Source organism: Pseudomonas trutticola BRTCR10, from assembly GCF_056155105.1.
In genome coordinates this window covers 6,270,221-6,280,547 of the sequence record NZ_CM149552.1, presented here as the reverse complement: position 1 = coordinate 6,280,547, position 10,327 = coordinate 6,270,221, and the positions used below count along the sequence as shown (strand labels likewise).

The window sequence follows — 10,327 nt, the reverse complement described above, 5'->3', positions numbered from 1 at the left end:
GGGCGCTTGATGTCAATCAAATGAGCGGCAAGCCTAGACCCTTTTGTCTGCCGACAGTGCGTGACCGGGCGGTTCTCAGCGCAGGCCGAGCACAGCGGCCCATTGTTCGGCGGTGACGGGCATCACTGAAAGCCGCGAGCCTTTCTGCACCAGTGGCATTTGCGCCAGCGCGGTCTGCTGTTTCAGGTAATCGAGCTTCAAGACCCGCGCAAACGTCTCGACATGCGCCACATCGATCGCACTCCAGGCGTTTTTCTCCGGCGTGGCTTTGGGGTCGAAGTAATGGCTTTCCGGTTCCAGTGCGGTGGGATCCGGGTACGCCGCCTCGATTATTTTCCCGATACCGGCAATCCCTGGCTCAGGACAGCTGGAATGGTAGAAAAAGAACTCATCACCTACCGCCATCGCCCGCAGGAAGTTGCGTGCCTGATAGTTGCGAACCCCGTCCCAGCGCGCTTTGCCGAGTTTTTCAAGACCTTTGATCGAGAGTTCGTCCGGCTCGGATTTCATCAGCCAATAGGCCATGGTTTTTGCTCCTGAAGCGTTCATTGGGCAAGTTGTCGGGCAATTTTATGACAAACCGACGGTCGGTTGACGTCAGCGTTTGCGCGCAGGTTCACGTTGTCGCAAAATGCCGGCCTTTAAAGCTTGACGCTGCTGCACGGCCTACGAATGGAAACCGCTGCTGTCATCGTGATGATGTGCCTTGAGGGGGGCAATCGATGAAACGCAAACCGGATTTGCTGTGGACTTTGGTGATTTTGTTCGGCCTCGGTGTCGTGACCACCGGTTATGCACAGAGCCTGTGGGCCAACAAGGCCGATGCACCGATTGAAGTGGCGCAACAGGTTCAACAGTCGACCGCCTTCAAGCGCTGAAACTGCCTTCCCGACGCCGCTGATCTGCGCGGCGTCCTATCCCGCGAAATACCATGCCTTGTCGGTGACCGTGCCTTGTAACGGAACATCCCAACTCGCCTGCGCCAGTCGTTCGACTTTCTGACACTCATGAGCCAGCCCGAGCAGTGTCGGCTTGCGCCAGTTCTGGCGCCGCGCCAGGTACGCCAGGCTGCGATCATAGAAGCCGCCGCCCATTCCCAGTCGCCCACCGACATCGTCAAACCCCACCAGCGGTAACAACACCAGGTCCAGCGTCCAGATTTTCCGCTGGCGCGCCAACTGCGCGCGCGGTTCGAGAATACGGAAGCGATTGGGCTTGAGTTTCTCGCCGGGGCGGATGCGCTGGAAGACCATTTTGGTTCGCGGCCAGGCGCTGAGTACCGGCAAGTAGGTGGCTTTGCCCCGACGCTGGGCTTCGCGCAGCAGCAGTCGCGGGTCGATTTCACCGTCAGTGGGCAGGTACAGGGAGATATGTTTTGCCCGGCGAAAATGCGGGTCTTGGGCCAGTTGCCGGAACAGGCCCTTGGCGGCCTGCCGTTGTTCACCGGGAGTCAGTGAGCGGCGCGCCTTGCGCAGCAGGCGACGGAGTTGCGGGCGGGGTAGCAGCGCGGGTTCGGTCATGGTTCGGCTTCGGCAGGTTGGACGAAAACGTACGCATAAAAAATCCGATGTCGGTTTTCACCGACATCGGATTCGAATCAGGCTCCCCGGATGAACCGCTGTCAACTTAGCCCTTGAACCCGAAAGTTCAAGGTGGAAGATGCAGTAGACTTTAAGGCTTTCCGTCTGGCGGACATGCACACCAGCCCAACGTGCAACTTCCAGGGTAGTGCGAATCGGCTCAGGGACATCGTCAACTGGCAAGCACCCCAGGGAGTGCCGCGAGTATACCTCAAGCGGCCTGGCGAATCAGCCCTTGCTGATGTCCGGATCGTCGGCCAGGACCAGATCGACACGATCGAGCAAGTCGCGCACCTGTTCACGGGTCGAGCCGCTGGCCTGGATGTCCGGGCGCTCTTCTTTGTGCAAGAGGTCGTGGGTGATGTTCAGCGCGGCCATCACGGCAATGCGGTCGGCGCCGATGACTTTGCCGCTGCTGCGGATCTCGCGCATCTTGCCGTCGAGGTAGCGTGCGGCACTGACCAGGTTGCTGCGTTCTTCCTGCGGGCAGATGATCGAATACTCTTTGTCGAGGATCTGCACGGTAACGCTATTGCTTGAACTCATGAGTCTTGCTCCAGGGCCTTGAGGCGCGAAATCATCGATTCGACCTTACGCCGGGCGATTTCGTTTTTTTCAATGAGGTGCGCGCGTTCCTCGCGCCAGGTCTTTTCCTGAGCTAGTAAGAGTCCGTTTTGGCTCTTTAGTTGCTCGACTCGGCCAATCAGCAGTTCGAGTCTGGCCATCAGCGCTTGCAGGTCGTTGTCTTCCATTGGATTCACTGTCTGATGGGTTAGCTGGCGGACAGCCTTTAATAGTCTTGGCGAGTCTGTCGATGTAGGATACAAGGCCTTCATTCTAGACATAGCGCCGTCTGGCGCCTAGCTGCCCATGACCATTGCGAATTCCCCGTACCAAGCCTTTGCCACCCTGCTGACTTCCAGCGGCCACAACGTCTCGCCTGCCGAACTGCATGGCGTGCTGCTCGGACGCAGCTGCGCCGGTGCCGGCTTCGATAACGAAGGCTGGCTGATCGACGCCGCCGAACTGCTCGAAGGCGACATCCAGGACAACGTCCGCAACGCCCTGATCGGCCTGCAAGAGATGGTCAAGGGCGAGCTGACCGGCGACGACGTCACCGTCGTTCTGCTGCTGCCGACCGATGACGCCCCGCTGGCTGAGCGCGCCGCTGCACTGGGCGAGTGGTGCCAGGGCTTCCTCAGCGGTTTCGGCCTGAACTGCCGCGACAGCAGCATGCTCAGCACCGAAGCTACCGAAGTGCTGCAGGATCTGGCCGCCATTTCCCAGGTGCAAGACGCCCTGGAAGAATCCGAAGACGGCGAAACCGACTACATGGAAGTCATGGAGTACCTGCGCGTCGCGCCGCTGCTGCTGTTCTCGGAAACCAAGAAAGCCGACGTGCCGCCAGCCGCCAAGCCGTCGCTGCATTAATCGCGTGCCAGGGAAAGCCATCTGCCCATGATCCATATCCCCAAAGCGGAATACAGCCGTCGCCGCAAGGCCCTGATGGCGCAGATGGAACCCAACAGCATCGCGATTCTGCCTGCCGCCGCGGTAGCGATCCGCAACCGCGACGTCGAGCATGTCTACCGTCAGGACAGCGACTTCCAGTACCTCAGCGGTTTCCCCGAGCCGCAAGCCGTCATCGTCTTGATGCCCGGCCGCGAGCACGGCGAATACGTGCTGTTCTGCCGTGAACGCAATGCCGAACGCGAATTGTGGGACGGCTTGCGCGCAGGCCAGGAAGGCGCGATCCGCGACTTTGGCGCTGACGACGCGTTCCCGATTACCGATATCGACGACATCCTGCCGGGCCTGATCGAAGGCCGCGACCGGGTGTATTCGGCGATGGGCAGCAACCCCGAATTCGACCGCCACCTGATGGACTGGATCAACGTGATCCGCTCTAAAGCGCATCTCGGCGCCCAGCCGCCGAACGAATTCGTTGCCCTGGATCATCTGCTGCACGACATGCGCCTGTATAAGTCGGCGGCAGAAGTGAAGGTGATGCGCGAAGCCGCCCGGATCTCGGCCCAGGCCCACATCCGGGCGATGCAGGCCAGCCGTGCCGGGCTTTATGAGTACAGCCTCGAAGCCGAACTCGACTACGAATTCCGCAAGGGCGGGGCGAAGATGCCGGCCTACGGCTCGATCGTCGCGGCCGGGCGCAACAGCTGCATCCTGCATTACCAGCAGAATGACGCACTGCTCAAGGACGGTGATCTGGTGCTGATCGACGCTGGTTGCGAGATCGACTGCTACGCCAGCGACATCACCCGCACTTGGCCGGTCAACGGCAAGTTTTCGCCCGAGCAGAAAGCGATCTACGAATTGGTGCTGGCGTCGCAGGAAGCCGCGTTCGCCGAAATCGCCCCGAACAAGCATTGGAATCAGGCGCATGAAGCCACGGTTCGAGTGATTACCACGGGGCTGGTGAAACTTGGATTGCTGCAAGGCGAGGTCGACGAGTTGATCGCGACTGAAGCCTATAAAGCTTTCTACATGCACCGCGCCGGCCACTGGCTGGGCATGGATGTGCACGACGTCGGCGAGTACAAGGTCGGCGGCGAATGGCGCGTGCTGGAGGTCGGCATGGCGCTGACCGTGGAGCCGGGTATCTACATTGCCCCGGACAATCAGAACGTCGCGAAGAAATGGCGCGGCATTGGCGTACGCATCGAGGACGACGTGGTGGTGACCAAAACCGGTTGTGAAATCCTCACCAGCGGCGTGCCGAAAACCGTCGCCGAAATCGAAGCGCTGATGGCGCAAGCACGGACACACGCAGCATGAGTCGAGTCAATCTGGCAATCATCGGTGGCGGCCTGGTCGGCGCCAGTCTGGCGTTGGCCTTGCAGGCCGGGGCCAAGGCCCGCGGCTGGAAAATTGTCCTGATCGAGCCGTTCGCCCCCGGCGACAGTTGGCAGCCGAGCTACGACGCGCGTTCGTCGGCGTTGTCCTTCGGCTCGCGGCAGATTTATCAACGGCTGGGCGTGTGGCAGGAAATCTCCCGCCGCGCCGAGCCGATCAAACAGATTCACGTCTCCGACCGTGGTCGCTTCTCCACCGCACGTTTGTCGGCGATGGAAGAGGGCGTACCGGCGCTCGGTTACGTGGTGGAAAACGCCTGGCTCGGCCAGTGTCTGTGGCAGCACATCGACAAAGACGTGATCAGCTGGCGCTGCCCGGCGGAAGTCACGCGCATGGAGCCGCTGCCGGATGGCTATCGCCTGACGCTCAATGATGAAACCACCCTTGAATGCGACCTCGCGGTGCTCGCCGATGGCGGCCGCTCGGGGCTGCGCGAGCAATTGGGCATCAACGTGCGCAAGCGTCCGTATAACCAGAGCGCGCTGATCGCCAACATCACCCCGAGCGAAGCGCATAACGGCATGGCCTTCGAGCGCTTCACCGACGAAGGCCCGATGGCGCTGCTGCCACTGCCGGAAAACCGCTGCGCGCTGGTCTGGACGCGTCTGGGCATGGACGCGCAGCGTCTGGCGGACTTGAATGAGCGCGATTTCCTCAGCGAATTGCAGGGCGTTTTCGGCTATCGCCTCGGTACGCTGAAACAGGTCGGCGCGCGGCATTTGTATCCGCTGTCGCTGGTTGAAGCTGAGGAACAGGTGCGTTCGCATCTGGCCGTGCTCGGCAACGCGGCGCACAGCCTGCATCCGATTGCCGGTCAGGGTTTCAACCTGTCTCTGCGCGATGCCGATGCCTTGGCCGCCGCTTTGTTGAGCAGCGACAAACCGCTCGGCGACTTCGCCACCTTGCAGGCGTATCGCGAGCGGCAGCGTCTTGATCAGGACCTTACAGTCGGCTTCTCCGATCAGGTCACGCGCTTGTTCGGCAGCACGCAACCGCTGGTTTCGCTGGGCCGTAATATCGGTCTGCTCGGCCTCGATCTGTTGCCGCCAGCCAAGCGCTGGTTTGCCCGTCAGGCGATGGGGTTGGGAACCCGACCGGATGCTTAAGGGGTTGACCGCCAGATTTGGCAAAGCGCGCTTGATGCGCTGGGTGATGACGTTCTACCCGCCGTACCTGGGCGCCGGAGTGCGGGTGCGGCATATCAGCGATGACTTCCGCGACATTCAGGTGTCGATGGGCCTGGGCTGGTATAACCGCAACTACGTCGGTACCCAGTTCGGCGGCAGTCTGTATTCGATGGTTGATCCGTTTTTCATGCTGATGCTGATGGAAAACCTCGGATCGCGGTACATCGTCTGGGACAAGGCGGCCGATATCGATTTCATTGCGCCGGGCAAAGGCCCGGTATTCGCCCGCTTCAGCATCGACGAGACCTTGCTCGGCGAGATCCGCCGGCAGACCGCCAGTGGCGAGAAATACCTGCCGCAGTTGCAGGTCGACATTCATGACGGCGCCGGCAACCTTGTGGCGCGGGTCGGTAAAACCCTTTACGTGCGGCTCAAGCCGCAAGCGAGACAGGCTTAAAGCATGGAAATGCGCGCAGATCTGCTGATTGTCGGAGCCGGAATGGTCGGCAGCGCCCTCGCGCTGGCGTTGCAGGACAGCGGGCTGGAAGTGTTGCTGCTCGACGGCAGCCCGTTGAGCGTGAAACCGTTCGATGCCGACGCGGCGTTTGAACCGCGTGTCAGTGCGCTCTCGGCGGCCAGCCAGCGAATCCTCGAACGCCTCGGCGTGTGGGATGGCATCGCCAAGCGGCGCAGCAGTCCGTACACCGACATGCACGTGTGGGACGGCAGTGGCACCGGGCAGATTCATTTCTCGGCGAGCAGCGTGCACGCCGAGGTGCTCGGCCATATCGTCGAGAACCGCGTGGTCCAGGATGCCTTGCTCGACCGTTTGCACGATTGCGATCTGGGCATGCTGGCCAATGCGCGACTGGAACAGATGCGTCGCTCGGGCGATGACTGGCTGCTGACGCTGGCCGATGGTCGGCAATTGCGTGCGCCACTGGTGATCGCAGCGGATGGCGCCAATTCGGCCGTACGCCGCCTGACCGGCGTGGCCACCCGCGAATGGGATTACCTGCATCACGCCATTGTCACCAGCGTGCGTAGCAGCAAACCGCATCAGATGACCGCGTGGCAACGCTTCACCGATCACGGCCCGCTGGCGTTTCTGCCGCTGGAGCGCGACGGTCAGCAGGATTGGTGCTCGATCGTCTGGTCGACCACGCCGAGCGAGGCCGAGCGCTTGATGAAGCTGGATGAAGCGGAATTCTGCCGTGAGCTGGAGCGTGCGTTTGAAGGTTGTCTGGGCGAAGTCGTCAGTGCCGACCCGCGTCTGAGCGTGCCGCTGCGTCAGCGGCATGCCAAGCGTTACGTGGCTGAAGGGCTGGCGCTGATTGGCGACGCTGCGCACACCATTCACCCTTTGGCGGGGCAGGGTGTGAACCTGGGCTTCCTCGACGCGGCGGTGTTGGCCGAAGTGCTGCTGCAAGCGAACGAGCGCGGTGAGCGACTGGCGGACGTGAAGGTCCTGAGCCGCTACGAGCGTCGACGCATGCCGCACAATCTGGCGCTGATGGCGGCGATGGAAGGGTTTGAGCGATTGTTCCAGGCAGATCCGCTGCCGTTGCGCTGGTTGCGTAACACGGGTTTGAAACTGGTCGAGCAGATGCCCGAAGCGAAAGCGTTATTTGTGCGTGAAGCCCTCGGCTTGACCGGTGATCTTCCCGCGCTCGCTAAAGCCTGACATTTTCATTGAGGCTGATGGCCTCTTCGCGGGCAAGCCCGCTCCCACAGTGGTCGGTGTGAAACATCAATGTTGTGTACACCCGAAGACCCTGTGGGAGCGGGCTTGCCCGCGATGGCGTCGGTGATGCCACTACAAAAACACGCTGTGCAACATCTGGTAACTCCTTCGAACAGTGATCGATTGAGCTGGTAAATGTGAGTCCTTATCATTTGGCCCACATTTTCCGACCGAGAGACCACTCCCATGTTGGCACCCAAGCGTCTTCTGACCGCACTGGCCTTGACCCTGATTGGCAGTACCACTGCCCAGGCCGCCGACGAGGTGGTGGTTTACTCGTCGCGCATCGATGAGCTGATCAAGCCAGTGTTCGATGCTTACACCGCCAAGACCGGGGTGAAGATCAAGTTCATCACCGACAAGGAAGCGCCGCTGATGCAGCGCATCAAGGCCGAAGGCGAGAACGCCACCGCCGACCTGCTGCTGACTGTCGATGCCGGCAACCTCTGGCAGGCCGAGCAGATGGGCATCCTCCAGCCGTTTACGTCGAAAACCATCGACGCCAACATTCCCGCTCAATATCGCTCGTCCACTCACGCCTGGACTGGCCTGAGCCTGCGCGCACGGACCATCGCCTATTCCACTGAGCGGGTTAAACCGGGTGAATTGACCACCTACGAAGCGCTGGCCGACAAGAACTGGGAAGGGCGCCTGTGCCTGCGCACGGCGAAGAAGGTCTACAACCAGTCGCTAACGGCGACCATGATCGAAGTCCACGGCGCCGAGAAAACCGAGAAAATCCTCAAGGGCTGGGTCAACAACCTGTCCACCGACGTGTTCTCCGATGACGTCGCGGTGCTTGAGGCGATCAACGCCGGCCAGTGCGACGTCGGCATCGTCAACACTTACTACTACGGTCGACTGCACAAGCAGAAGCCGGATCTGCCAGTGAAACTGTTCTGGCCGAATCAGGCGGATCGCGGCGTGCACGTCAATCTATCGGGGATCGGCCTGACCAAGCATGCACCGCACCCGGAAGCGGCCAAGGCCCTGGTCGAGTGGATGACCACGCCTGAGGCGCAGAAGATTTTTGCCGACGTGAACCAGGAGTTCCCGGCCAACCCGGCCGTAGCGCCTTCGGAAGAAGTGGCGGCGTGGGGCAAGTTTGTCGCGGATACCTTGCCGGTGGAAGTCGCGGGCAAGCGTCAGGCTGAAGCGATCCGGATGATGGATCGGGCGGGTTGGAACTGATCCGGCGTTCATACTGCGCACCGTGAACCTGATCGTTCCCACGCTCTGCGTAGGAATGCATCCCCCGACGCTCCGCGTCGTGCCGCTGAAAGCGTGACGCAGAGCGTCACAGGATGTGTGCCCACGCAGAGCGTGGGCACAATCATTTGAACGAGACTGTTTCTTTGGCCCACCCCGCCCAACGCCGCTGGTATCCCATTGTCTTCGCCATTGCCTCGCTGGTGCTGTTGCCCCTGAGTGTCCTGTTGCTCTCCTGGCAGACCATCGATCAGCAGATCTGGTCGCACCTGTGGGAAACCCAGATGCCGCGCCTGTTGGGTAACACCCTGACCCTGGTGCTCGGCGTCGGTGTCGGCGTGACGCTACTCGGTGTCAGCCTCGCCTGGCTGACCAGCCTCTGCGAATTCCCCGGGCGGCGCTGGCTCGACTGGGCGCTGATGCTGCCGTTCGCCATCCCGGCCTACGTACTGGCTTTCGTTTTCGTCGGCCTGCTGGATTTCGCCGGCCCCGTGCAAACGCTGCTGCGTGAATGGTTCGGCACTGGCCTGCGGTTGCCACGGGTACGCTCCACCGGCGGGGTAATTGTGGTGCTGGTGCTGGTCTTCTATCCCTACGTTTACCTGCTGGCGCGCAGCGCGTTTCTTGCTCAGGGCAAAGGCCTGATGGAAGCCGCACGGGTGCTCGGGCAATCGCCGTGGCAAGCGTTCTGGCGCGTTGCGTTGCCGATGGCGCGGCCGGCGATCGGCGCCGGTGTAGCGCTGGCGCTGATGGAGACCCTCGCGGATTTCGGCGCAGTCTCGGTGTTCAACTTCGACACCTTCACCACGGCCATCTACAAAACCTGGTACGGCTTCTTCAGCCTGCCGAGCGCGGCGCAACTGGCCAGCCTGTTGTTGCTGGTGGTGATGCTGGTGCTGTACGGCGAACGCCGCGCACGCGGGGCCAATCGGGCGGGCAACGAGCGGCCACGGGTCAAGGCGCTGTACCACCTGCGTGGATTCAAGGCGCTCGCGGCGATGAGCTGGTGCGGATTGGTCTTCGCCTGCGCTTTCGTCATTCCGATGCTGCAGCTGCTCGTCTGGTTCTGGCAGCGCGGCCGTTTCGATCTCGATGAGCGTTACGCCGGGCTGATCGTCCACACCCTGTATCTGGGCGGCATGGCCGCGTTGATCACCGTCAGCGTCGCGTTGTTGCTGGCGTTTGCCCGACGCTTGGCACCGACTCCGGCGATCCGTTCCGGCGTCAGTCTGGCCAATCTTGGCTACGCCTTGCCGGGCTCGGTGCTGGCGGTCTCGATCATGCTGGCGTTCAGTTATCTGGATCGCGAACTGGTGATCCCGCTTTCGGGCTGGCTCGGTGGCGCCGGCAAACCCTTGCTGCTGGGCAGTCTGGCGGCGTTGCTGATGGCTTATCTGGTGCGCTTCATCGCTGTCGCCTACGGCCCGCTGGAAAACAGCTTGGCGCGTATACGGCCGTCTTTGCCCGAAGCGGCACGTAGCCTGGGTGTCAGTGGGCCGCGACTGTTTTTCAAAGTGTATCTGCCACTGTTGCTGCCCGGCACATTGAGCGCGGCGTTGCTGGTGTTCGTCGATGTCCTCAAGGAAATGCCCGCGACCCTGCTGATGCGCCCGTTTGGCTGGGACACGCTGGCCGTGCGCATCTTTGAAATGACCAGCGAAGGCGAATGGGCGCGGGCATCATTGCCAGCGCTGACTCTGGTTCTGGTCGGTTTATTGCCGGTTATCGGACTGATCCGCCGCTCGGCGCACCGAAACACTTAGTAGTGAGTCCTGAATCATGCGGCTACAATGCGC

General features: G+C 61.6%; 12 protein-coding genes and 1 other RNA gene. 8 read left to right on the top strand and 5 right to left on the bottom strand.

The genetic code is table 11. The features are described 5' to 3' along the window. Positions 1 to 75: 75 nt before the first annotated feature. The gene (locus ACVVH8_RS28590; protein WP_103302509.1) at positions 76 to 525 is read right to left on the bottom strand and encodes an EVE domain-containing protein; all 450 of its coding nucleotides are present in this window, start codon (positions 523 to 525) and stop codon (positions 76 to 78) included. Between the two features lie 197 nt (positions 526 to 722). Here ACVVH8_RS28590 and ACVVH8_RS28585 point away from each other — a divergent pair, with 197 nt between their 5' ends. Then, complete coding sequence (locus tag ACVVH8_RS28585) at positions 723 to 878, top strand: hypothetical protein (RefSeq protein ID WP_007911192.1); 156 nt, start codon at positions 723 to 725, stop codon at positions 876 to 878. A 36-nt stretch (positions 879 to 914) separates the two neighbouring features. On the opposite strand, the gene ACVVH8_RS28580 is transcribed toward ACVVH8_RS28585, so the two are convergent. The 4 genes from ACVVH8_RS28580 to ACVVH8_RS28565 all read right to left on the bottom strand — a co-directional run bounded on the left by ACVVH8_RS28580 (position 915) and on the right by ACVVH8_RS28565 (position 2,332). Beyond that, positions 915 to 1,520, bottom strand: a complete 606-nt coding sequence (locus ACVVH8_RS28580; protein ID WP_103302508.1) for a 5-formyltetrahydrofolate cyclo-ligase — start codon at positions 1,518 to 1,520, stop codon at positions 915 to 917. Between the two features lie 79 nt (positions 1,521 to 1,599). Further along, positions 1,600 to 1,778, bottom strand: a non-coding RNA gene (ssrS, locus tag ACVVH8_RS28575) — 6S RNA. Positions 1,779 to 1,808: 30 nt separating this feature from the next. Next, entirely contained in the window at positions 1,809 to 2,126 is a 318-nt protein-coding gene (locus ACVVH8_RS28570; RefSeq protein WP_007967943.1) for a cell division protein ZapA, read from the bottom strand. Beyond that, entirely contained in the window at positions 2,123 to 2,332 is a 210-nt protein-coding gene (locus ACVVH8_RS28565; RefSeq protein ID WP_103302507.1) for a TIGR02449 family protein, read from the bottom strand. Before ACVVH8_RS28565 ends, ACVVH8_RS28570 begins: the two co-directional genes overlap by 4 nt. A gap of 118 nt (positions 2,333 to 2,450) precedes the next feature. Here ACVVH8_RS28565 and ACVVH8_RS28560 point away from each other — a divergent pair, with 118 nt between their 5' ends. From ACVVH8_RS28560 to ACVVH8_RS28530, 7 genes are all read left to right on the top strand, one after another. Continuing rightward, positions 2,451 to 3,011, top strand: a complete 561-nt coding sequence (locus ACVVH8_RS28560; protein ID WP_123532641.1) for a YecA/YgfB family protein — start codon at positions 2,451 to 2,453, stop codon at positions 3,009 to 3,011. A 27-nt stretch (positions 3,012 to 3,038) separates the two neighbouring features. Then, a complete protein-coding gene (gene pepP / locus ACVVH8_RS28555; RefSeq protein ID WP_103302505.1) occupies positions 3,039 to 4,373 on the top strand; it encodes a Xaa-Pro aminopeptidase in 1,335 nt (444 codons plus the stop codon). Beyond that, on the top strand, positions 4,370 to 5,557 hold the full coding sequence (gene ubiH, locus ACVVH8_RS28550; RefSeq protein WP_475227543.1) for a 2-octaprenyl-6-methoxyphenyl hydroxylase: 1,188 nt from the start codon (positions 4,370 to 4,372) through the stop codon (positions 5,555 to 5,557). Before pepP ends, ubiH begins: the two co-directional genes overlap by 4 nt. Continuing rightward, positions 5,550 to 6,035, top strand: coding sequence for a DUF4442 domain-containing protein (locus ACVVH8_RS28545; protein ID WP_475227541.1), 486 nt, complete (start codon positions 5,550 to 5,552; stop codon positions 6,033 to 6,035). The genes ubiH and ACVVH8_RS28545 overlap by 8 nt, the downstream gene beginning before the upstream one ends. A 9-nt stretch (positions 6,036 to 6,044) precedes the next feature. Next, positions 6,045 to 7,262, top strand: a complete 1,218-nt coding sequence (locus tag ACVVH8_RS28540; protein ID WP_475231240.1) for a 2-octaprenyl-3-methyl-6-methoxy-1,4-benzoquinol hydroxylase — start codon at positions 6,045 to 6,047, stop codon at positions 7,260 to 7,262. 246 nt (positions 7,263 to 7,508) lie between these two features. Beyond that, entirely contained in the window at positions 7,509 to 8,513 is a 1,005-nt protein-coding gene (locus tag ACVVH8_RS28535) for an extracellular solute-binding protein (RefSeq protein ID WP_475227538.1), read from the top strand. A gap of 164 nt (positions 8,514 to 8,677) precedes the next feature. Continuing rightward, positions 8,678 to 10,294 carry an ABC transporter permease gene (locus tag ACVVH8_RS28530; RefSeq protein WP_213026901.1) on the top strand — a complete coding sequence of 539 codons (1,617 nt, stop codon included), beginning with the start codon at positions 8,678 to 8,680 and terminating at the stop codon, positions 10,292 to 10,294. The last annotated feature ends 33 nt before the right edge of the window (positions 10,295 to 10,327 follow it).

Bases quoted from the DNA above. Each gene is read 5' to 3' on its own strand.
- ACVVH8_RS28590 (WP_103302509.1), bottom strand. From the start codon at position 525: ATGGCCTATTGGCTGATGAAATCCGAGCCGGACGAACTCTCGATCAAA.
- ACVVH8_RS28585 (WP_007911192.1), top strand. From the start codon at position 723: ATGAAACGCAAACCGGATTTGCTGTGGACTTTGGTGATTTTGTTCGGC.
- ACVVH8_RS28580 (WP_103302508.1), bottom strand. From the start codon at position 1,520: ATGACCGAACCCGCGCTGCTACCCCGCCCGCAACTCCGTCGCCTGCTG.
- ACVVH8_RS28570 (WP_007967943.1), bottom strand. From the start codon at position 2,126: ATGAGTTCAAGCAATAGCGTTACCGTGCAGATCCTCGACAAAGAGTAT.
- ACVVH8_RS28565 (WP_103302507.1), bottom strand. From the start codon at position 2,332: ATGGAAGACAACGACCTGCAAGCGCTGATGGCCAGACTCGAACTGCTG.
- ACVVH8_RS28560 (WP_123532641.1), top strand. From the start codon at position 2,451: ATGACCATTGCGAATTCCCCGTACCAAGCCTTTGCCACCCTGCTGACT.
- pepP (WP_103302505.1), top strand. From the start codon at position 3,039: ATGATCCATATCCCCAAAGCGGAATACAGCCGTCGCCGCAAGGCCCTG.
- ubiH (WP_475227543.1), top strand. From the start codon at position 4,370: ATGAGTCGAGTCAATCTGGCAATCATCGGTGGCGGCCTGGTCGGCGCC.
- ACVVH8_RS28545 (WP_475227541.1), top strand. From the start codon at position 5,550: ATGCTTAAGGGGTTGACCGCCAGATTTGGCAAAGCGCGCTTGATGCGC.
- ACVVH8_RS28540 (WP_475231240.1), top strand. From the start codon at position 6,045: ATGCGCGCAGATCTGCTGATTGTCGGAGCCGGAATGGTCGGCAGCGCC.
- ACVVH8_RS28535 (WP_475227538.1), top strand. From the start codon at position 7,509: ATGTTGGCACCCAAGCGTCTTCTGACCGCACTGGCCTTGACCCTGATT.